Source organism: Geopsychrobacter electrodiphilus DSM 16401 (assembly GCF_000384395.1).
Taxonomy (GTDB): domain Bacteria; phylum Desulfobacterota; class Desulfuromonadia; order Desulfuromonadales; family Geopsychrobacteraceae; genus Geopsychrobacter; species Geopsychrobacter electrodiphilus.
On the sequence record NZ_ARWE01000001.1, the window covers coordinates 2,717,263 to 2,738,378 of the forward strand.

Sequence of the window (21,116 nt, forward strand, 5' to 3'; positions counted from 1 at the left end):
TTCAGCAAAGGACTGTCTTTTCATGCAGCAGATCAATCATGTGGTCTTTGATCTTGGCAAGGTGCTGGTCGATTTTTCGTACCGTCAATTTCTACCTTTGCTGCGCAGTCGCGGAGCACAGATTCGCGACGCTGAAGACTTTGCCGAGCGGGTCAATCTGATCGACTACGAACACGGCCGGCTCTCGACCGGCGCTTTTCTGCGGGGGATCAATGCGCTGCTCCGCGCACCGCTTACGGAGCCTGAACTGCAGCTGGTCTGGTGCGGCATCTTTACTCCGATGCCACAGATGTTGCATCTGGCCCGGCAGCTGAAATCACGGCTGCAGGTCTATATCCTGTCAAACACCGGTGCCATTCACTGGCAGTATCTTTGTGAACGCTTCGCACTGATGGATATGTGTAAGGACGCCTTTCCTTCCTGTGAAGTCGGCCACATGAAACCGGCGCGCGAAATATATACCCTCGCCGAAAAACGCTTCGGTTTTACCCCGACCGAGGTGGTCTTTATCGATGACCGGCTCGAAAACGTGATCGGGGCACAGAACTGCGGCTGGCATGGCATTCAACACCAGAGCTACGGTCAAACCTGCGAAGCTCTGCTTGAATTAGGGGTTCACCCCTCCGAAGTCTGAACAAACAGGGGTGTTACCCTGAGGTCAAAAAAAAACCGGCTGACCGCCAAATAATTTTTTTGAAAATTCAGAGAGGTTTACACTCAGCGTCGCTATCCCCCAGAACCCGTATTCACTTAAGGAATACAGATGAAAAACACCGACAACCGCCTGGTCTATTCAGACGAGATCGGGACCGACTGCCCCAGGTGCGGCAAGGCCCTGAAAAAATGCAGTTGCCAGGCCTCCCCAAAAAAGAGCGAGGGGCCGGTGCGGGTCGAACGTCAGACCAGAGGGCGTAAAGGCAAGGGGGTGAGTCTGATCAGTGGCCTGCCGCTGGCCGAGGCGCAACTCAAAGACCTGGCGAAGGAGTTGAAACAGCGCTGCGGCTGCGGCGGCACGGTCAAAAACGGCATCATTGAAATCCAGACCGACCAGCGCGATCTGCTGATCGAAGAATTGCTCAAAAAAGGCTATCACGCCAAAAAAGCCGGTGGTTGAATCACTCAGTGGAGTCCGACACATGACAGCAAAGCTACTGCCTTCCGTCTGCCCCTACGATTGTCCCGACTGCTGCGGGCTGCTGGTCGAAGTTAAAAACGACCAGGTTTTGCGCGTCACGGGAGATCCGGACCATCCCATGACGCGCGGCAGCCTATGCGCCAAGATGAATCATTATGAAAAAACCGTTCATTCAGAGCGCCGCCTGACCACCCCGCTACTGCGCTGCGGAGCCAAGGGGGCAGGCCAATTCCGCCCGATCTCCTGGGACGAAGCGATCGCCAGCATCGCGACCCGCTGGCGCGAGATCATCGCCACCGACGGCCCCGAGGCGATTCTCCCCTACTCTTATGCGGGGACGATGGGCGTGATTCAACGCAACGCCGGGCACCCCTTCTTTCATCGCATGGGTGCATCACAGCTGGTGCGCGGGATCTGCACCCCTGCCAAGGGCGCCGGCTGGGAAGCGCTGATGGGTGAGACCCCGGCGCCGGACCCGACGGACGTGCTGCACAGCGACCTGGTCATCCTCTGGAGCAGCAATGCGGCGGCCACCAATATTCACTTCTTGCAGCTGGTCAAACAGGCGAAGCTGAAGGGGGCCAGGGTCTGGATGATCGATCTCTATCGCAACCAGACCGCCGGGCTCGCCGACCGAACCCTGCTGTTAAAACCGGGAACCGACGCGGCTCTGGCTTTGGGGTTGATGCATATCTGGACACGGGACGGACTCTGCGACCAGGAGTTTATCGCGCAGCAGGTGCTGGGATTCAGCGAACTTGAGGCACAGATCCTGCCCGCCTATTCACCCGCAGCTGTCAGCCGCATCACCGGACTGTCCAGCGCGCAGATTGAAGAACTGGCTCGGGTCTTCGCCGCGGCCAGGGCCCCCTTTATCAGCTTGGGCGGCGGCGTCTCCCGCTACGCCAACGGGGCGATGTCGGTGCGCTGTATCGTCGCGCTCCCGGCGCTGATCGGGGCCTGGGGAAAACCGGGCGGCGGTTGTTTCGTCGGCACCAGCACTGGTGCGGCCTTCGATATGCAGCAGGTCGAACGGCGCGACCTGCTGCCAGAGCGGCCACCCCGCAGCATCAACATGAGTCAGCTCGGGGATGCGTTGAACAAGCTTACCGATCCGCCGCTCAAGAGCCTGTTCATCTACTGCTCCAACCCGGCGGTAGTCGCTCCCGACCAGAACCGGGTGCTCGAAGGCCTGGCGCGCGAGGATCTGTTTTGCGTCGTCCACGAGCGCTTCCTGACTGACAGCGCGCGCTATGCCGATATCGTCCTGCCGGCCTGCAGTTCGCTGGAGACCAGCGACATCTACCGCGCCTACGGCAGCTATACAGTGCAACGCACCCGCCCGCTCATCCCTCCAGTAGGTCAATCAAAATCGAATCTCGAAGTATTTGCTCTTCTGGCCAAGGCGATGGGCTATGAGGATGCCGGGTTTTATCAGAGTGCCGAGGAGAAGATCGAGCAACTCAGCACCAACGATTGGTGGCGGGGGGTCGACATGAAGTCCCTCGCCGCCGGACGCCCTGCCTTGCTCAGACCTCCTCCACAGGGTTCAGGCTATGCCACATCTTCCGGCAAAATAGAGATTCTGAACGCCAGTATCGACGAGCCCCTGCCGCGCTATCTGCCTCCGACCACCAGCGGCTTCCCGCTGCAATTGGTGACTGCGCCGGCGTTAAAAACCTTAAATTCAACCTTCTTCGAACGCGATGATCTGCGCGACACAGAGATGCAGGTCAAGATTCATCCCGGCGAAGCGGCCGAACGCGGTCTGACCTCGGGAGAACGAGTCACTGCTTTCAATGCCCTGGGCGAAGTTGATTTTTTACTGTTACTGGATGAAGGGGTACCTACCGGGTTGGCGATTGCCGAGGGGGTCTGGTGGTGTGAATTTGTCCGGGGGAGTCGCACAGTGAACGCCCTGACCGCGCAACACCTGACCGATCTGGGGGGTGGCAGCACCTTTTATGACAACCAGATTGAGCTGCGACGCGCGGCAGGCCGCCCGCCTCATAGTTAAATACCGGGTAAAAATACGCGGCGACCCCATGCACTTCTGACATGAATTAGTGAAAGACGGGGTCTATGCCGGTCTCAATTGTATGTGCTGCCAATTTATAAAGTCAGATCATGCGTTGGATTCGAGAACCACTGCCGCAAATCCGCCGCCGACGGTGTTCAGGTTGGTCACTTGCCCCTGATAGAGCCGCGCCGCTATGCCGAGGGCATGATTTCGCCAGGCGTAGAGTCGCAGGTCCAGCTTGAAGGCGTTCCCTGCGGGGTCTGATATCTGCGACGGCGGCACCAGTTGCTGCACCAGGGTGTCAAAAGGCTCAAGTTCGGCAAAGCGTTTACGAGAGATAGTCTTGCCCAGCAATACCCCCTTGCTGCCATAACGGGCGACCGGCTTAAAGACCTTCTCCTTACGGAGTTCCCATAATTCATTTGGATCAAAATCAGCCAACAGGCAACTTGCCGGGATCAATCGCTGCAGAAGGCCAATCTCAACGACGGAGAGTCCCAACCCCGCCATTTTCTCGGCTTGAGTCCAAAGTTTCAAGCGTCGCTTGTCACCAAGTTGCCCATAAATAAACGGGTTGGGGGTCAGACAGACCTTCCGCGCCAGATAGGCGCTGCGAATACCCGCCATCGAGATATCATCCAGATAAAAATCACAGTGCCGATTATAGATCAGGTCGACCACTTTTCCGGCAAGGCTCACACCTCTCGCATCCGCCTCAAGCTCGACTGGGTCGACGATATGAACCTCAATGCCGGCTGCCTCCAGCCAACCGGCAAAGCGTTTCATTTCGGGATAAAGATGCTGCTGCTGCGGATTCTCATCGAGAATCACCAGCCTCTGCAGGGGACGCCGGGCCTCACAAAAATCGGACCATTCGCGCTCAAACATCTGCCCCAGGCGGCGCTTTAAGGACGGGGTCAGCGTCGGCTCACCATGACAGGCCCGTAGCGCAAGCGCTGACCCTCCGGCGTTGGTATTGATTTCGATCAGGCGTGGGCCATCTTCGGTGAGATGAAAATCGTACCCCATCATCACCCCCGCCGTACCCGTAACCATACGCGCGGAAGCCGGGAGCTCTGCTGCGATCAGCTGCTGATAGGCAGGCATTGCCTGTAACTTCCAGCTTAAGCGCAGCAGCTCCAGCATCTGTACCAGATCGGACTTTTTCAATGGAACCCGCAAGGGGCTGACCGGAAGACTGTCCATCATTCAAAAGAGTTGATGCGGCGAATAAACGCCTGGAGAAGACCGTAGCTACGACGATTGAACTCCATCGTAAGCCGCGGCAGCTGACTTAGATCGGGCTGATCAGCCTCTTCCGGGAGAGCACTCGTCAGTTGTAAATGACCTCCCGGGGTGATGATCTCACTGAATTCATCCCGCAGCACCTTGAGATGTTCGGAATCGAGCGCTCGATTGAGACGGATGACCAGCTTCCCCTTAACAAATCGTGTGCTGTGATAGTTTCGATAAAAGTCATCGATCAGATTCACCGCCTCAAGCGGATCACGAGTGATGGTAAAGAGGCTGAAATCTTCGGCGCTGATCAGGCCACGCTTGAACAGCGGGTCACGAATAAAATCCAGAAACTTATCCCAGTAACCGCCGTTGTCATCATCAATCATCACCAACGGAATCGGCGGATTTTTCCCGGTCTGAATCAGGGTCATGATCTCCATCCCCTCGTCAAGGGTACCGAACCCTCCAGGAAAGAGCACGACAGCGTCAGCCTCTTTCAAAAAAGCGACCTTTCGGTTAAAGAAATACTTGTAGTTAATCGCCTTGTCACTACCATCCATCACCGGGTTGGTGTGTTGCTCAAAAGGCAGTTCGATATTGATCGCAAATGAATTTTCCGCTCCGGCGCCCTCGTTGCCAGCTTGCATGATCCCGGGACCGCCACCGGTAATCACCATGTAGCCACGTTTGACGAGAAGGCGTGAAAATTCGACGCACTTTCGATAAAGCGGATCCTCGGGTGAGATCCTTGCGCTACCGAAGATGCTGACTTTCCGGCGGTTGCGATATGGCGCGAAGACCTTATTAGTGAAGCGCATCTCCTTCATGGTGGTGCGCATCAATTTTTGATCGGCCAAATAATCATTTTCCTGCCCGGACTTGAGCGCGCCCAGAATCATCTGACGAATCATTTCAGGATGATAGACCCCGACCCGTGCCATCAATTCATCAATAAGACGATCGATTTCGCCATTGTGGCGATCAAAATGTAGCTCCATCTCATCAGCTCCAATAAAAAGGGTCAAACGGTATCGATCCGGCGCAGAAAAGGTTGTCCCTGTAAACGACCAGCGACCAGCAGCAGGCCGGACATGCCGCCACCGGCGTAGCGCCGGGAGAAAGCATAATAAAGCCGGCGCAGTTCAGCTTCAAGAGCGTAAAAATGAGAGATCTGGTCAGGCGACAGCTGCGGTTCAAGTCTATCACACAGAAAACTGATACAGGCGTAAGGACGTTGCTGTGGCGTTAAAAGACATCCCTGGTCCCCTAAAAGGGGGCAGGTTTTCTTATAGTCGAGTGTCGGGACCGGGATTTCCTGGGACAGCAACAGCAACAGATTGGCGAGGGTCAGATGATTATGCCCGAGCTCGCAGCAATCCCCGCGGCAATCACTGCACTGTTGTGGACCATCCCCCCTTTGGAACAATTGATCAAGCTCGAGCTGTAATGCCGAAATGTTGAGACAGGTTGAATGAATCCAGCCTTTTTCAGCCTCGGGGAGCTGGATGTATTCAGCCTGAATCTGAGAGACAAGTTGCTGCCAAAGCTGTGTGCGCTTGAGTGATTGCGACATGGCATTGAACCTTAAAAAGAAGGCAGCACCACATGACTGCGGTGCTGCCGAAAAAAAGTGGTTAAAGAAGTCCGTAAGCCGGGTTCTGTTCCCTGAAGCAGTTACCCACCTCAGGGCGACGATCATTCATCTAGGGTCGCCGTTGCCGACGACCTCAAGCAACCAACCCGGGAACCTCGGACGAACCGCCCTCAATCGTTCCTCTATTCGGTCTTGCTCCGGATGGGGTTTACCTGGCCTCCGACGTCACCGCCGGAGCCGGTGAGCTCTTACCTCACCCTTTCACCCTTACTCTGCAACGCAGAGCGGTCTTCTCTCTGTGGCACTGGCCCTAGGGTTGCCCCCGGTCCCCGTTAGGGACCATCCTGTCCTGTGGAGCCCGGACTTTCCTCCCGTCTGCCCTTACAGCAGACCGGCGATCGTCTGTCCTTCTTCAACCACTGAAGTTCTCTGAGTTAGTCCCGATCCATATAGAGCAGGCGGTTGCAGTGAGGGCAACTCTGGAGCTCTGTACCGCGCTGCAATCGATTATACTGCTGGGGAGGGAGTTGCATATTGCAGCCCAGACAGGCCCCTTCGATGACGCGGGCGACCGCCAGTCCACCGCGGCGGGTAAAAATCCGCTGATACTTACTCAGCAGTGATTTCGGCAGATCCTTCGCAAGACTGTCACGCGTTGATTGACGTGCGCTGTATTTCTTGTCGCTCTCTTGCAGAAGACTGTCCACTTCGGCCTGCCGGGCAGCACATTTCTCGGAAATAGCAGTCAGTTCTGTCTGCTTTTCGTCAAAATCGGCCTGGAGTTCGGCGATCTCTTTATCTTTTGCCGCTATCTTGGCCTGGGTTTCGAGGCTGGCCTTCTTTGCCATGTCGATCTCTTTTAAGACGGCCACATACTCTTTCTGCGTCTGAATATCCGGCAAGCGGCTCTCGACCTTTATGATCTGGTCTTTTTCAGCCACCTGCTCCCGCCGGAATTGAGCTTCTTCGCCCTGGAGTTCATCCAATTGAGACTGCAGCTCGTCCACCATCCCCTGAACCCGTATTTTCTCATCGGAAAGTCCCTGAAGTTCACCTTCAAAGCCCGCGCGAGCGGTTGCCAGTTCGGCCAGTTCCTGATCGACTTCCTGCAGTTCCCTGAGAAGGTTCATCTTTTCGTACACATTATCCTCCGTCTGTTGCCAAAGTTTATCCGTCAGTGACTAGATCCACTGAAAGGGATCTTCCTCACCGGTCATTTCTATAATTTCGAGCGCCCACTGCTGATCGGTCGCAGCGCGCCTGAGTCGTTCACTCAAATGTTTCACCATCAGAATCTCTGTACCGAAATGCCCTGCATCTATCAGGACCAGGCCCTCGGCACGAGCCCTTTGGGCATCGTGATATTTTACATCTCCCGTGAGCAGGCAATCAGCCCCCTGCCGCAAGGCTTCAGAAATCAGCGAAGCTCCGCTGCCACCACAGACGGCGACCTTTTTTATCAACTTGTCTGCAGGGCCTGCCATGCGCAGATGTTTCACATCCAGTGCTTGCTTGATCTTTATAATAAACTCGTTCAGCTGGAGCGCTTCCGGGAGCTGACCGATGCGCCCCAGACCAACATCAGAGCGCTGATTGACCAGCGGATAGAGATCGAAGGCCACCTCCTCGTAGGGATGGACCTTAAGCAGCTTCGCGACGACTTTGCTGGCCAGTGCCGCAGGGAGAACGGTTTCAACCCGGACCTCATCGACGGCCTCCTGTTCTCCCGGCGTGCCGATAAAAGGGGTGGTTTCTGTCCCGCAGCGGAAACCGCCATGACCCTTGCTTTGAAACGAAACACGGTCGTAAGCCCCGATCTCCCCTGCTCCGGCGCTAAAGAGTGCATCCTTGACCGCTTCTTCATGTCCGCAAGGAACAAACACCACCAGCTTGAGTAAATTTCCAACCCCTTGTTCCAAAGGGGTGACCTGCCTCAAGCCAACCCGCGTAGCCAGCCAATCGTTAAGCCCGCCCCTGGCCCGGTCGAGATTGGTATGGGCACTGATGACTGACACCCCCTGACGGAGTGCCCGAAAAATGGTGCGCCCTGGTTCATCAATCGGTGCGATGCGTTTTAGCGGTTTATAGATCAGCGGATGATGTGAAATCACCAACTGCGCGCCAAGCTCTTCGGCACGCAAGATCACCTTTTCTTCAACGTCAAGACATACCAGCACGCGCTCAACCGCAGTGGCGGAATCCCCTAGCTGCAAACCGACATTATCCCAATCGTCAGCCAATGCCTGAGGATATAAGCGGTTGAGCAGTCCGCCAATATCCTGAACGCGAATGATTTTTGACTTTGCCATCTCTGCCCTCTGGCACAAAAAGAAAGAGTGCACCGGTTTCTCGGTGCACTCTTCTATTTCAAATCTGGTTTTCCCCCTCGACGGCTTGAGCCGCTTTACCCTGGTGGTAAGCAATCCCGATGCGGGTTCGCTGCCACACACTTGTCAATTTTCTTTTCAAGCTGTTTTCACCTGTGTCAGTAACGACCTGATGGCCGCTGGGAAAACTGGTGGGCCCACCAGGACTCGAACCTGGGACCAGCCGGTTATGAGCCGGCGGCTCTAACCAACTGAGCTATAGGCCCGCGAAAAAACGACAAGAGCAGATACTAAGCAATATCACCTCAGGCTGTCAAGGAATTTTGCCTCTTGCTTAGCTATTAGAGTCCGTTTGCACGAACCCCTTTAACCGCTTGGCGCGACTCGGATGGCGCAGCTTACGCAGTGCCTTGGCTTCGATCTGGCGAATCCGCTCACGCGTAACATTGAAATCCTGTCCAACCTCTTCGAGGGTGTGGTCCGATTTTTCGCCGATGCCAAAGCGCATACGCAGGACCTTCTCTTCACGCGGGGTCAGTGAGGCCAGAACACGTGCCGTCTGATCGGAAAGATTGCCCTTGATGACCGCCTCGAGGGGCGAGATGACCCCCTTATCCTCGATAAAATCCCCAAGGGAAGAATCCTCTTCCTCGCCAATCGGGGTTTCAAGGCTGATCGGTTCCTTGGCGATTTTCAGGACGCGACGCACCTTTTCGAGCGGCAGATCCATCCGGTCAGCGATCTCCTCGGGGATCGGCTCCCGACCTAGCTCCTGAACCAGTTGGCGTGTGGTGCGGATCAGTTTATTAATCGTCTCGATCATGTGCACCGGAATCCGGATGGTCCGGGCCTGGTCAGCGATGGCGCGGGTAATCGCCTGACGAATCCACCAGGTTGCGTAGGTCGAAAATTTATACCCTCGCTGATACTCAAACTTATCGACCGCCTTCATCAGGCCGATATTACCTTCCTGAATCAGATCGAGAAACTGCAGCCCGCGATTGGTATATTTCTTGGCAATCGAGACAACCAGCCGCAGGTTCGCTTCTACCAGTTCGGACTTAGCTTTTTTCGCCAGCCATTCCCCCTTGTGGACTTCTTTTAAATATTCAACCAGCTCTTCAGCCTCAAAGCCTGAATCATCCTTGACCTTCTTGAACTTCCGCTTGGCGCCCTTCAACCGTTTTTCAACTGTCAGCAGGGTGTCACCCGACACCTTAAGCTCTTCGGCAACGGCGCAGGCGTCTTCTTCGCTCTTGCGCATTTTACGCAACAGGCTGCGGATATCCTTATATGGCCGTCCCAGCTCCTGCTCGCAGGCCATAATTTCAAGCTGGCCTTTTTTGACCTGATTCCCCATCTCCTTGAGGCGGTCGACAATTTTGGCGACCTGAAAGTCCTTAAGCCGGATCTTATGTAGATGATCGGTCATTTCCAGCAGTACGGCGGCCCGGTCTTTTTCAAGGTTGGCGCGCGTTTTTAGTGGCAGTTCACCAGCCAACTCCTCTTGCAGTGCCAACAAGCGCACCTCAATCGGTCGCAGTATCTCGAGTATTTCGAGCAGACGCTGCCGCTGTCGCCCTTCGACCTCGCCACCTTCTTCCTCATCATACTCACGGGTAATCTCGGAGACACCGATAGTCCCCTTTTCAAGTCGGGTGAGCAGGGTCATCACTTCGGTAAAGGCAACCGGCGTACGCATGACAACCTTGGTCACCTGCGTCTCGCCATCCTCTATCCGCTTTGCGATAACGACTTCGCCCTCACGGGTCAGGAGAGCAACCTGTCCCATTTCACGCAGATACATCCGCACCGGATCGCTGGTTCGGCCAAGGGTTCCCGCTTCAAGCTCGACATCCTCGTCATCGCTATCTTCGTCATCCGAATCACCTTTGTGCGGTGCCTTGGCCTCAGATTCCACAATTTCGATATCCATGTCGCCGAACATCCCCATAATATCATCGAGCTGATCCGATGAAACCATGTCGGACGGGAGAACGTCATTGACCTCGTCATAGGTCAAGAAGCCCTTCTCTTTGCCAAGTTCGATAAGTTGCTGAACCTCTTCAGGATTGGTTTTTTTTGCCATTTCTCTTCTCTTCTCCTCCGGTATCCGCCCGTAGCGGATATCTCGTTCAGAGCAAAATCTTACCCTAGTTTAACGTCTTCTGCCGAGGAGTAAACTCCCGCCAGAGCAAATAACCGATGAATCAACTCAACTATAGATCTTTCACCTGTTGCCGCCTGCGTTTGTCGGCCGTCTTGCGCCGATTATTTTCCAACATCTGGCGCCAGACGCCAGCATATTCAACCGAATCGTACTCCAGCGGCATCGGCAACTGAGCCAGCAATTCCGGCCGTTGTTGCAATCGGGTCAACTCCTGACCCGGGACAACTCCCGCCAATTGCTGAAGCAACTCTGACGCCAACCGGCACGCGAAAGGCTCAAAAAAGAAGGTATCAACTCCCTGTACCTCGACCTGCCCGCGTCCATCTTTTTCAAAAATGATCATTTTCAGCAACTTGCCGTCGGCCGGAGTCAACTTATCCGCTGACCTTCCCTTCACCGCCAGGTTTGCTTCTGCTGGTAGCGGTACTTGCGGCGCTATTTCAGAAGAAGATGCGGATCGTCTTGAGCGTGCCTCACGCTCATGTTGCTGATGCCTGACCTGTTCAAGCTGCTGGCGCAACAGATCGACTTCGATCTCCGTCCATTGAGCCAGCTCCTTCAGCGACAGATCAACCTCCAGCGGATTGGGCAGCAACACCAGCTTTTCCAGGACCTGTTGCGCGGCGCGCGACACCCCCGAGGGGTTCGCCGGGGCGGAGGCAAGCTGTTCCTGCATATAGAGTTCAAGCACAGGGCGGGCCGCCTGCAATCGCTCAGCGAAGGCCTCTTTCCCGCGTTTCTGCAGGAATGAATCAGGATCCTCTCCCTCATCGAGCTCAATCACCGCCGTCTCAAGACCTCCTGGCAGCAAAAGCTCCATCGCCTTGAAGGTGGCGTTGCGCCCGGCCTTGTCATTATCGAACAGCAGAAGCACCCGCTTGGCGTAGCGCTTAAGTAACTGGGCATGTTCGACTGTCAGTGCCGTGCCGCAAGTGGCGACAGCGTTGCCGACCCCGGCACGAGCCAGCGCCAGCTGATCGAAGTAACCTTCGACCAGGATGACTTCCGTCGCCTGCCGGATCGCCTGACGTGCCCCAAAAAGGCCGAACAACACCTGCCCTTTGTGGTAGATCGGTGATTCCGTCGAATTAATATACTTCGGCTGGCCATCACCCAGGATCCGCCCGCCGAAAGCGACTATCCGCCCGCTTAGATCATGAATCGGAAAGATCAGGCGACCACGGAACAGATCGTAATCTCCCTCTCCCTTGTCACGACGCCGGATCAAACCCAGCGTACGCGCATCATCCAATTCGACCCCCTGCTGGCGGAAGTGCCCAGTCAGCGCATCCCAACGATCAGGCGCGTAACCCAGCTGATATTCAGCAGCGCTGGTCTTGCCATAGCCACGGCGATTGAGATACTGCCGACAGGCTTCAGCTTCAGGGGACTCGATCAGCTGACGATGAAAAAATTCCGCCGCGACCGCATTCACCCGTTGCAGCCGGTCCCGTTCCTGACGGCGCCGGTCCTCTTCGGGTGAGAGTTGGGTCTCCTCAATATCAACCCCCACCTCCCCTGCGATCCGTCGCGCAGCCTCAGGGAAGCTTAGCCCCTCTATTTTCATCAAAAATTCAAAGGCGTCGCCACCGACACCGCAACCAAAACATTTAAAGATCTGACGGCCGGGGTTGACACTGAAAGATGGCGACTTCTCACTATGAAAAGGACAAAGCCCGACATAATTTGCGCCTGAACGCTTCAGCTGCACATAGCGCGACACCAGCTCGAACATATCGGCCCCGTCACGCATTTGCTGAATTTTGTCGTCAGGAATACTTCCCTTCATCCGCTCCCCAGCTCGGCTACCGTGATTTTTTCCCCTCCATCTTCAGCCGCCGCGGCATAAAAGGCAGTCACAAATCGCTGTCTGGCCAGATATTCACGCACAGCCTTACGCAGGGCGCCGGTGCCGCTACCATGGACGATCTCGATCTGCTCCAAACTGGCCAGCAGTGCATCATCCAGAAAACGCTCCAGGGCCTGCAGGGCCGGCTCGATCCGTTGCCCGACCAACACCAGCCGCATCGCCTGAGACTCGGATACCGCTGGCCTGCTGACCGAGGTCGCTTGCCGCTCACTACGCCGTGCAAAACGCCGTGGAGTCAGGGCCTCAACCTGCGCCAAAGGTTGGCGTATCCGCTTGCCACTAATTTGCAGCTCCACGTCCTTCCCTTGAATCTTGACCACCTCGGCGGTCAGATCAAGAGGAATCACCCGAACCAGCTCACCCACTTCAGGGGCCTGCCCGCTGGTACGCCGAGGCTTTTGCAGGGGCCGAAAAGGCGCCAATTGCTGTCTGACCTCGTCGAGCTTGCCGGCAACCGCGACCTGCGCCTTGGCACTGGTGCCGATGTCGGCATCGCGCTTCAAGCGGCGCAACTGCCGGGTTGTTTCGGCGATCAGCCCTTCCGCCTGCTGCACCGCCTGGGCATGAACCCGTGACTTGTGCTGTTGCAGTTTTTCAAGCTGATCACGACGCATCAGCCACAGTCGCCGCGCATCGACACGTTCCAGCTCAATCTGTTGATGTAACGCATCGAGCTCTTGCTGCCGCCGGTTAAGGCTGAGAATCAGTTCGTTCCCCTGCTGGGGTTGCTCGCCAAGGAGTTGCTGCGCCCTGTCCAGTAACGGCGTCGGGAGCCCCAGACGACTCGCCGTGGCCATGGCACTGCTCGCTCCGGGCACCCCGTAGTTCAGCCGATATTTGGGTGCCAAGGTGTCGGGATCTATATCGACCGCGGCATTTTCGACACCCGGCGTCTCGGCTGCCCAGTTTTTAAGCTGCCCAAGGTGGGTCGTCAATACCGTATGTGCACCAGCCTGCTGAAGCATCTCGAGCGCCGCGATGACCAGCGCGGCGCCTTCGGCCGGGTCGGTCCCGGTCCCGGCTTCATCCAGCAAGACCAGGGCATTAGGCCCGGCCTGCCGAAGGATTTCCTTCAAACGGGTCAAATGCCCGGAAAAAGTCGAAAGCTGCTCACTGATGCTCTGTTGGTCACCGATATCGACGAACAGGGCATCAAACAAAGAGAGCCGGCTCCCTTCGGCGCAAGGAATCGGCAAACCGGCCCGCACCATCAACAGCAACAGGCCAAAACTTTTAAGCGCTACCGACTTTCCGCCGGTATTGGGTCCGCTGATGACCAGGGTCTGAGCGGGCGGCAGCAGACACAAATTGATCGGGATCGCTCGCACAGGTTCAAGCTCTTCGCCAGTCCCGACCATCAGTAATGGATGCCGCGCCTCACGCAGATCAATCAGAGGTTCATCGACCAGCAGAGGGATCTGACCGTTATACTCACCAGCCAGACGGGCCGTGGCAAATCGCAGATCAAGGCGCGCCAGCAATTCTTCATTTCGTGCAAGTTCAGTCCGATACTGGCGAACCAGATCGGTCAACTGCAACAGGATCCGACGCTCTTCGCGCTGCTCTTCCTGGAGCAGCTGCTGCAGGCGACTATTGCCGGCCAGAACCAACTCTGGTTCAAAATAGAGCGTCTGACCACTGGCTGACTCATCGTGAACCAGGCCCTTGATGCGACCCCGATAATCTGCCTTAAGCGGCACGACATAGCGCCCGTTACGGACCGTAATCAATTCGTCCTGAAAACAGCCCGCGACCTCTGAACCGGCAAGCAGACGGGTCAATTGCTGTTTGATCTGACCGCGAAGCTGTCGTAATTCGCGGCGGATATCGCCAAGCTCAAAGGATGCACTGTCGAGGATCTCGCCACGCGCGCCGATCGATAACTGCAAACGCCGCAACAGGCCGGATAAAGGATCCAATTCCAGACAAAGGCACGCCAGACGGCTCTCAACCTCCAGTGGATCCGCCCAGTTGCGACAACGTCCGGCCGCTTCAATCGCGTCACGGACCTGCTGTAACTGTTCTGCTCCGAGGAGACTGCCGCTCGCCGCCGAGCGTTTCAAGGTTGAGCTCAGTACCGCATTATTCGCCAGAGGCGGCGTTCCATCCGCAAGTAAATGTTGCGCCTCACCTACTTCTTCCAGCGCGAGAAGCACGGCCTGATGTGATTCCAGCGGCACCAGCTGCTCAGCCAGAAGGCGGCCCGGCGCCGATGCCGTGCGTTTAGCCAGCAGGCCGCGCACGGCGTCAAATTCCAATCGGACTAAGGTGCTGGTTACGATTTCCATCGTCGGCTCAATTCAGCGCCAGATCCTTGCTGCTGGAAAAAATTGTTGCTCCCAAACGACTAAAAGGCGGGGCCAATTCAGAACGCTTAAGCTGCTGGTTAAAATCCCCCGGCAGGTCGGTGGAATTCAAAGCAAACAGGATCAATGCTAAGAGGACGACACCCTGAGCCATACCGAAGATCGCCCCCAATATACGGTTAACCCCGGTCATCAGGGTCAGGGTTGCAAAACGGTTCAGCAGATAACCCAGTACCCCGAAAACCAGCACAGAGAGCAAAAAGACCAACAAAAAACTGATCGTTACACAAAGTTGCGACGGCCAGTGAAGCATCTTAACGAACCATTGCGACAAGGGGATATGCAGGTAAAAGGCAAGCAACCCGCCAACAACCAGCCCGAGCAGGCTACAGACCTCGCGTAACAATCCACGCAACACACCCTTCAGCAGAAAAATCCCGAGGATCACCAGGATCAGAATATCAACCAGTCCCATCCTGCCCTCCTTCAGCCCGCGAGCAGTTCCTTTACCAGCTGATTGACCAGCTTCCCCTCGGCGCAACCCCGGGTTTTGGCCATAACCGGCCCCATCACCTTACCCATATCCTGCGGCGAGGTGGCGCCAACCCTGGCAATGATCTCCGAGATGATGGCCCGCAGTTCTGCTTCGTCAAGCTGGGTCGGCAGGTAGGCCTGCAGGATCACAAGCTCGGCGTCTTCCTTTTCCGCCAGTTCGAGGCGCGCGTTGTCGCGGAACATCTGTGAAGCTTCACGGCGCTGCTTGCACTGAGTGGTAATCACCCCGATAACCGCGTCGTCTTCCAACGGTTTTCCGGTCTCAATTTCTTTGTTTTTAATCGCACTGCGAAGTTGGCGGATAGTGCCAAGGCGGATCGTATCTTTCGCCCGCATCGCGTCTTTCATGTCGTTATTTAGTTGGTCCTGGAGACTCATGGAACCCTCTTGTGGCGGGGGGTGAGAAATGGACTCAAAGCGTTCAGTTATCTCTGTGCCCAAATTTAAACGAATTTGGCAGTATATGTATCCAATCAAAAGAATGCAAGGATAAAACATCAATTCCGCACATCAACCATCCTTGTTTGCCGGACCAATTGATTCTGATATCGCCAGGGAGAGATGTTATACTGATATCCCTCCAGAACCCGGACCCTATGTCACTCCAAGGAGTTTCCCCATGAACAGATTCCTTACTTTTATCATCCTCACCTCATGCCTGATATTGAGCTCACCGGTGCTCGCCTCAGATGTCGCACCGAATCCAGAGGACCCACTCATGGTCTACCGCAGCTCTGAGGTTGCGGGGCCCTTCTTTAACAATTCCTATGGCTATGCTTTTTTCCCCACCGTCGGCAAAGGCGGGATCGGAATAGGCGGGGCTTATGGTCAGGGGCAGGTCTACCGCAACGGCAGGATTACTGGCACTGCGTCCCTTTACAAGCTGTCGATCGGCTTCCAGCTGGGTGGCCAGGTTTTCAGCGAAATCATCTTTTTTAAAGACAAACATGCCTATGACGAGTTTGTTAATGGTGGTTTCGAACTGGATGCCTCGGCCTCGGCGGTGGCCATTACCGCAGGCGCCCAGGCGACCACCGGTACCGCAGGGAGTTCGGCCGGAGTCAGTGTCGGGACTCACTCTGACAGACAACTGGGTGGAGAATATCGCAACGGTTCAGCTATATTTATCCATACCAAGGGAGGATTAATGTACGAAGCGTCTGTCGGCGGGCAGAAGTTCACCTATCGCCCGCTTATCAATTAACCGGAGCATCCCGAGGTCATCCGTCCACCCGACCTCCGGGACAGGCTTTTTACAATCTTTTGACAAAGCCATGACGACCTTTACAGCCCGGCGGTGATCTACTGCCAGCATCGAAGATCGGCCATTCCAGCTGGTCCCCCTTTCCATAAAGGAGCCCGTCATGAAAGCGATGCTGAAAGTCCTCCTCCCCCTCCTGCTGCTGGCTTTGGCCACCCCGGTTCTGGCCCGACCGCTGGTCAACCTCAACCTTGATCTTGACCGCACTGTTCTCCCGGCGGGGCAGACAGTGAAAGCCATCATCAAGGTCTTACTCGATGTTCCGCAGCTTGAAAATAGCAGCCTGCGCCCACCGGTCAACCTGACTCTGGTTCTTGACCGTTCTGGTTCAATGGCAGGGGCTAAACTGCAAAAAGCCAAGGAAGCCGCGATAGTCGCCCTGAGTCGTCTTGGCGCACAGGATCTCTTCTCCCTGGTCACCTACGATCACAGTGTCATCACCCTGATCCCACCTCAGTCCGCGGCCAACAGCGAATGGATCACCTCAAGGATCCGCGCCATTACCCCCGGGGGCAACACAGCCCTGTTCGGTGCCGTCAGTCAAGGCGCCGCCGAGATCCGTAAACATCTCGATGACAACTACATCCACCGCATTATTCTACTTTCAGACGGGCTGGCCAACGTCGGACCGAGTTCAGCGTCCGATCTCGGTCGCCTTGGCGCAGCACTGCAGAAGGAAGGGATCTCGGTGACCACCATCGGTATCGGCGACGGCTTTAATGAAGACTTAATGACACAACTGGCCAGCCACAGTGACGGCAACCACTACTTCGTCGAATCAAGTCAGGATTTACCCCGAATTTTTGCCAGCGAACTGGGTGATGTCCTGAGCGTCGCGGCCAGTCGGATACGTATTGAAATCGACTGCCTCCCCGGCGTTCGCCCGCTACGCATTATCGGTCGCGAGGGGACCATCCGCGGCACTGGTGTCCAGTTGCGGATGAATCAGCTCTACAGCGGTCAGCAGAAATATGCTTTAATCGAAGTCCTTATCGAACCGGGGATTGCAGGACAGCAGAGGGAAATTGTGCAGGTCACCAGTCGCTATGAAAACGCCATGACCAACAAGGCCGAAAAGATTCAACGCCTGGCCAGTATCAATTTCTCCGCGAGCCATGATGAGGTCCGGCAATCGGCCAGCCGAACAGTTCAGAAAGCCGTTGTCGAAAACGAAATGGCGACTGCGCGTGATCGCGCCCTTGACCTGTATAATGCCGGACGTAAAGAGGACGCGGTACGGGAGCTACAGCAGAGCAGCGACGTCCTTGAAGCCAGCAGTGCCAACCTTGGCTTTAGTGATCTCGCCCAGAAAGCAAAATCACTCAACAAGGATGCGGTAGAATTTTCGGCCCCGAGTATTCCTAGTGCCCGAAAAAAGGAGCTCCGCTCTGAAAGTTACCAGGTGCGCAAGCAACAGAAGGCCCATTGATCAAGGATGAGGGATCAGGCGTGAGCGGAGAACACGTGGCTCAAGATAAAGGAAAGCTGACTTAAAAATGATCCGCACCAGACTGATCATCGCCTCATGGCTTCTGCTGCTGGTTCCGGCCCTGCTCCTCGGGGTCGGAGCCTGGCGGTTGCTACAGAACGAAAACACGCGCCTGAACCAGCGCGAACGTCAGTCTGCCGCGGTACGACTAAACACCGTCGCCAGCAACCTGGAGCTGGCGATTGCGGAAGTCGAAGATGGTCTCATGCAGCGCTTAAAAACCTTCGCGGGCGGAGATCTGCCACAACTGCTCAGCGACTGGCGCGAAGAGAACCCGCTGGTTCGCAACGTCTTTATCTGGCAGCCGGGAACGGGCCTGATTTTCCCCGACCGCAAACGTCCGGCCAGCGATGAAGAACGCCTCTTCATCAGACGCTACCTGCCGCTCTTCTCGGGTGAAATTGCCTGGCAACCACCACCCGCAGATCAAATGCCGGCCCGCCTAAACGCTTCGCCGTCCCCAACCGATTCGGTGATAAATGAGCGCAAGGAGCTTCGCCTGCTCGCCAGCAAGGCTCCGACTTCCAGTGAATCCGTGGCAACCGCAGACCTCGCGGCGCCTACCGGGAAAACACTCTGGCGGAGCTGGTACGCCGATGATCAGCTGCATCTTCTGGGCTGGTATCAACCCGCCGGAGGAGGACTGCGTTACGGCATAGAACTTGAGATGATGGCCCTGCTCAGCCGTCTGCTCAGCACCCTCAGTCCTCCCCCCGGCAGCCACGAGGCCCTGGCGCTCATTGATGGCAACGGTCATATTTTTCACCAGAGCGGAGCCTTTGAAATCACCGACCAGGCCCCCGAGTTCAGCCACAGTATCGCCGGTCTGCCACACTGGCAATTGGGCTTCTTTACCAACCCTGACCAGCGCCAGGCAGATTCGGGGTTTCTGCTGATTGGCTCTCTGCTTGCGGGCAGCTTTATCGCTGCAATTCTGCTCGGCGGGTCCCTGCTGTTATGGCAAAGCCTGCGCCATCAACGCGACGCCCGTCAGAAGACCTCGTTTGTCTCCAACGTCTCACATGAACTCAAAACCCCCCTGACCACGATCCGCATGTACGCCGAACTGCTCGAGGAAGGGAAAATAGAGTCAGCCCAAAAACAGCGTGGTTATCTGCAGACCATCATCCGCGAGAGCCAGCGCCTGACGCGCCTGGTGAACAATATTCTCGACTTCAGTCGGCTTGAGCAGGGGCACAAAGATTACAACCTCAGCGACTTTGACCTGATCGCGCTGCTGGATGAGATCCTGGACCGCCAGTCTCTTCGCCTTAAAGAAGCCGGGCTTGTACTGACCCGCCAGATTGACCTGGACAGTGTCCTGATCTGCAGCGACCGCGATGCCATCGAGCAGATCCTGCTCAACCTGATCGACAATGCCATCAAATACGCGGCAAGCGGCAAACAACTGACCCTCGAGGTGACCCGGACCAAAACGCAGGTCAACATTTCATTAACCGATCACGGCCCCGGTATCCCCTCGGCCCAACGACAGAAAATCTTCGCCAAGTTTCACCGCCTCGACAGCTCGCTGACCAGTTCGCAACCCGGGGCGGGCCTTGGTTTAAGCATCGCACAACAACTGGCACGCGGCATGGGAGGCGATCTGAGTTGCAACCCCGGGCCAACCGGCGGTACCTGCTTCTGCCTGACTCTGCCACTTTTAAGGGGGAGAACATGAACCGGCCACTGATCCTGGTTGCGGAAGATGACCACAGCCTGCGCCAGGGTTTAATTGACCTGCTCGAAGCCGAAAACTATCGGGTCTGCGCTGCGCCCAATGGCAGAGAGGCCCTTGAGCTATACCAACGGCTGAAGCCCGACCTGCTGCTGCTCGATGTAATGATGCCGGAGCTGAGCGGCTATGATCTGTGCCGCGAGGTTCGTCGTCATGATTCAGATACGCTGATTGTCATGCTGACAGCTAAAGGGGAAGAGATCGACAAGGTGGTCGGGCTTGAATTGGGCGCGGATGATTACGTCACCAAACCCTTCGGCCTGCACGAGTTGCGGGCACGCGTGGCCGCAGTTTTGCGCCGGCAGCGAAAAGCCCCGTCGCTGGTAGACTTGTCGTCAACATTTATTTTTGGTCTAGCAAAGATTGACCGAAAAGCCTTCACCGCAGAACGTGAAGGGCGCCGATATAAACTCAGCAGCCGGGAACTGACCCTTCTTGAAACCTTCGCCGCCGCCGCCGGAGAAGTTCTCTCCCGCAATGACCTCCTCAACGCCGCCTGGGGAGTCGACTATTTCGGCACCACCCGCACCCTCGACCAACATATTGTTCAACTGCGCAAGAAGATAGAAGTTGACCCTGCCCACCCCGCAATTATTGAAACCGTACACGGTATCGGCTACAGGTATAAAGGCCAACACCAGACGGACCAAATTTCTTTCGGATCAAAACCTGAATAAAAACCATTTTGTGCATAAACCTCCACACCAGGGTGACCGTTCCTATTGATCAGGGGTTTTAATAATTCAAAATGTTCGGATAACACCCAAATATTTCATATTAATAGTTGCATCTATTTTAAATAGACCTATCATATATCCAGTCGGAGGGATCATCTCATATCAAAAAGGATAGAAAATTGGCAACAATCACTGAATTAGCCGCAAAAATTGTATCAGCACATGCATCATCAACCGCTTTGACAAAAGATGAGCTTTTTGCTGAGCTAAAAGACCTTCATTCTGTACTATCAAAGTTGGAGAAGAGTGAGTCCTTACCTCCTGCAGAAGAAAGTACAGAGGAGATCCCGGCGATCTCTAAACGGAAAGCCTTTGGCAACAAGAAAATAACTTGTATGGTCTGTGGCAAGGAATTCACCACCCTTAAAAGGCATTTAAAAACTTCGCATGAAATGACCGCCAAAGAGTATTGCACAAAATTTGACATCCCTGCAGGCACCGTACTCGCTGCCAAGGACTATTCTGCAAGCAGACGACAAATGGCACTTGATAAGGATCTAGCCGGGGGATTAGCAAAGGCACGTGCCGAAAAGGCCAAGAAGAAATAGGCCTGAGTTTCCCCATCAAGTAGACGGTTATATTGCGGACACGAAAAAGCCGCGGCTTTAACTAAAACCACCATGATTGATCAAAGAAAAGCTCAACCTTAACTTCAAGGTTGAGCTTTTCTTTGAG

General features: G+C 55.5%; 18 protein-coding genes, 1 tRNA gene and 1 other RNA gene. 8 read left to right on the forward strand and 12 right to left on the reverse strand.

What is annotated here, in order from left to right; genetic code table 11:
• Positions 1–22: 22 nt before the first annotated feature.
• From D888_RS0112955 to D888_RS0112965, 3 genes are all read left to right on the forward strand, one after another.
• The gene (locus tag D888_RS0112955; RefSeq protein WP_020676984.1) at positions 23–634 is read left to right on the forward strand and encodes an HAD family hydrolase; all 612 of its coding nucleotides are present in this window, start codon (positions 23–25) and stop codon (positions 632–634) included.
• 129 nt (positions 635–763) lie between these two features.
• A complete protein-coding gene (locus D888_RS0112960; protein ID WP_020676985.1) occupies positions 764–1,114 on the forward strand; it encodes a translation initiation factor Sui1 in 351 nt (116 codons plus the stop codon).
• Between the two features lie 22 nt (positions 1,115–1,136).
• Positions 1,137–3,152 (forward strand): molybdopterin-dependent oxidoreductase, encoded by a 2,016-nt coding sequence (locus D888_RS0112965; RefSeq protein ID WP_020676986.1) that lies wholly within the window; start codon positions 1,137–1,139, stop codon positions 3,150–3,152.
• A gap of 108 nt (positions 3,153–3,260) precedes the next feature.
• Here D888_RS0112965 and D888_RS0112970 read toward each other — a convergent pair whose 3' ends face one another.
• From D888_RS0112970 to D888_RS0113020, 12 genes are all read right to left on the reverse strand, one after another.
• Complete coding sequence (locus D888_RS0112970) at positions 3,261–4,364, reverse strand: hypothetical protein (RefSeq protein WP_026362380.1); 1,104 nt, start codon at positions 4,362–4,364, stop codon at positions 3,261–3,263.
• Positions 4,361–5,392, reverse strand: coding sequence for an LOG family protein (locus D888_RS0112975; protein ID WP_026362381.1), 1,032 nt, complete (start codon positions 5,390–5,392; stop codon positions 4,361–4,363). The genes D888_RS0112970 and D888_RS0112975 overlap by 4 nt, the downstream gene beginning before the upstream one ends.
• Positions 5,393–5,415: 23 nt before the next feature.
• Entirely contained in the window at positions 5,416–5,967 is a 552-nt protein-coding gene (locus D888_RS23220) for a hypothetical protein (protein ID WP_020676989.1), read from the reverse strand.
• A 59-nt stretch (positions 5,968–6,026) separates the two neighbouring features.
• Positions 6,027–6,402, reverse strand: an RNA gene (gene rnpB, locus D888_RS23500) — RNase P RNA component class A.
• Between the two features lie 20 nt (positions 6,403–6,422).
• Entirely contained in the window at positions 6,423–7,130 is a 708-nt protein-coding gene (locus D888_RS21645; RefSeq protein ID WP_020676990.1) for a zinc ribbon domain-containing protein, read from the reverse strand.
• Positions 7,131–7,169: 39 nt separating this feature from the next.
• Positions 7,170–8,297, reverse strand: coding sequence for a Nif3-like dinuclear metal center hexameric protein (locus tag D888_RS0112990; RefSeq protein ID WP_020676991.1), 1,128 nt, complete (start codon positions 8,295–8,297; stop codon positions 7,170–7,172).
• Positions 8,298–8,504: 207 nt separating this feature from the next.
• Positions 8,505–8,581 (reverse strand) — tRNA-Ile (locus D888_RS0112995).
• Positions 8,582–8,649: 68 nt separating this feature from the next.
• Positions 8,650–10,404, reverse strand: coding sequence for an RNA polymerase sigma factor RpoD (gene rpoD / locus D888_RS0113000; protein WP_020676992.1), 1,755 nt, complete (start codon positions 10,402–10,404; stop codon positions 8,650–8,652).
• 130 nt (positions 10,405–10,534) lie between these two features.
• Positions 10,535–12,274 carry a DNA primase gene (gene dnaG / locus D888_RS21650; RefSeq protein WP_020676993.1) on the reverse strand — a complete coding sequence of 580 codons (1,740 nt, stop codon included), beginning with the start codon at positions 12,272–12,274 and terminating at the stop codon, positions 10,535–10,537.
• Positions 12,271–14,643 (reverse strand): endonuclease MutS2, encoded by a 2,373-nt coding sequence (locus tag D888_RS0113010; RefSeq protein WP_020676994.1) that lies wholly within the window; start codon positions 14,641–14,643, stop codon positions 12,271–12,273. Before D888_RS0113010 ends, dnaG begins: the two co-directional genes overlap by 4 nt.
• Before the next feature lie 7 nt (positions 14,644–14,650).
• On the reverse strand, positions 14,651–15,136 hold the full coding sequence (locus D888_RS0113015; protein ID WP_020676995.1) for a CvpA family protein: 486 nt from the start codon (positions 15,134–15,136) through the stop codon (positions 14,651–14,653).
• A gap of 11 nt (positions 15,137–15,147) precedes the next feature.
• Positions 15,148–15,594 carry a GatB/YqeY domain-containing protein gene (locus D888_RS0113020; protein ID WP_020676996.1) on the reverse strand — a complete coding sequence of 149 codons (447 nt, stop codon included), beginning with the start codon at positions 15,592–15,594 and terminating at the stop codon, positions 15,148–15,150.
• Between the two features lie 241 nt (positions 15,595–15,835).
• Here D888_RS0113020 and D888_RS0113025 point away from each other — a divergent pair, with 241 nt between their 5' ends.
• The 5 genes from D888_RS0113025 (at position 15,836) to D888_RS0113045 (ending at position 20,989) form a co-directional block, all read left to right on the forward strand.
• A complete protein-coding gene (locus D888_RS0113025) occupies positions 15,836–16,420 on the forward strand; it encodes a YSC84-related protein (protein ID WP_020676997.1) in 585 nt (194 codons plus the stop codon).
• Between the two features lie 160 nt (positions 16,421–16,580).
• Positions 16,581–17,906 carry a vWA domain-containing protein gene (locus D888_RS0113030; RefSeq protein WP_020676998.1) on the forward strand — a complete coding sequence of 442 codons (1,326 nt, stop codon included), beginning with the start codon at positions 16,581–16,583 and terminating at the stop codon, positions 17,904–17,906.
• A gap of 67 nt (positions 17,907–17,973) precedes the next feature.
• Positions 17,974–19,647 carry a sensor histidine kinase gene (locus D888_RS0113035; RefSeq protein WP_020676999.1) on the forward strand — a complete coding sequence of 558 codons (1,674 nt, stop codon included), beginning with the start codon at positions 17,974–17,976 and terminating at the stop codon, positions 19,645–19,647.
• Entirely contained in the window at positions 19,644–20,381 is a 738-nt protein-coding gene (locus tag D888_RS0113040; protein ID WP_020677000.1) for a response regulator transcription factor, read from the forward strand. The genes D888_RS0113035 and D888_RS0113040 overlap by 4 nt, the downstream gene beginning before the upstream one ends.
• A gap of 179 nt (positions 20,382–20,560) precedes the next feature.
• A complete protein-coding gene (locus D888_RS0113045; protein WP_020677001.1) occupies positions 20,561–20,989 on the forward strand; it encodes a Ros/MucR family transcriptional regulator in 429 nt (142 codons plus the stop codon).
• The last annotated feature ends 127 nt before the right edge of the window (positions 20,990–21,116 follow it).

What these genes read in the sequence shown, in the direction of transcription:
- dnaG (WP_020676993.1), bottom strand. Translation starts at nt 12,274, where the DNA reads ATGAAGGGAAGTATTCCTGACGACAAAATTCAGCAAATGCGTGACGGG.
- D888_RS0113020 (WP_020676996.1), bottom strand. Translation starts at nt 15,594, where the DNA reads ATGAGTCTCCAGGACCAACTAAATAACGACATGAAAGACGCGATGCGG.
- D888_RS0113030 (WP_020676998.1), top strand. Translation starts at nt 16,581, where the DNA reads ATGAAAGCGATGCTGAAAGTCCTCCTCCCCCTCCTGCTGCTGGCTTTG.
- D888_RS0113010 (WP_020676994.1), bottom strand. Translation starts at nt 14,643, where the DNA reads ATGGAAATCGTAACCAGCACCTTAGTCCGATTGGAATTTGACGCCGTG.
- D888_RS23220 (WP_020676989.1), bottom strand. Translation starts at nt 5,967, where the DNA reads ATGTCGCAATCACTCAAGCGCACACAGCTTTGGCAGCAACTTGTCTCT.
- D888_RS0113015 (WP_020676995.1), bottom strand. Translation starts at nt 15,136, where the DNA reads ATGGGACTGGTTGATATTCTGATCCTGGTGATCCTCGGGATTTTTCTG.
- D888_RS0113025 (WP_020676997.1), top strand. Translation starts at nt 15,836, where the DNA reads ATGAACAGATTCCTTACTTTTATCATCCTCACCTCATGCCTGATATTG.
- D888_RS0112990 (WP_020676991.1), bottom strand. Translation starts at nt 8,297, where the DNA reads ATGGCAAAGTCAAAAATCATTCGCGTTCAGGATATTGGCGGACTGCTC.
- D888_RS0112960 (WP_020676985.1), top strand. Translation starts at nt 764, where the DNA reads ATGAAAAACACCGACAACCGCCTGGTCTATTCAGACGAGATCGGGACC.
- D888_RS0112955 (WP_020676984.1), top strand. Translation starts at nt 23, where the DNA reads ATGCAGCAGATCAATCATGTGGTCTTTGATCTTGGCAAGGTGCTGGTC.
- rpoD (WP_020676992.1), bottom strand. Translation starts at nt 10,404, where the DNA reads ATGGCAAAAAAAACCAATCCTGAAGAGGTTCAGCAACTTATCGAACTT.
- D888_RS0113035 (WP_020676999.1), top strand. Translation starts at nt 17,974, where the DNA reads ATGATCCGCACCAGACTGATCATCGCCTCATGGCTTCTGCTGCTGGTT.
- D888_RS0112975 (WP_026362381.1), bottom strand. Translation starts at nt 5,392, where the DNA reads ATGGAGCTACATTTTGATCGCCACAATGGCGAAATCGATCGTCTTATT.
- D888_RS0113040 (WP_020677000.1), top strand. Translation starts at nt 19,644, where the DNA reads ATGAACCGGCCACTGATCCTGGTTGCGGAAGATGACCACAGCCTGCGC.
- D888_RS0112970 (WP_026362380.1), bottom strand. Translation starts at nt 4,364, where the DNA reads ATGATGGACAGTCTTCCGGTCAGCCCCTTGCGGGTTCCATTGAAAAAG.
- D888_RS0112965 (WP_020676986.1), top strand. Translation starts at nt 1,137, where the DNA reads ATGACAGCAAAGCTACTGCCTTCCGTCTGCCCCTACGATTGTCCCGAC.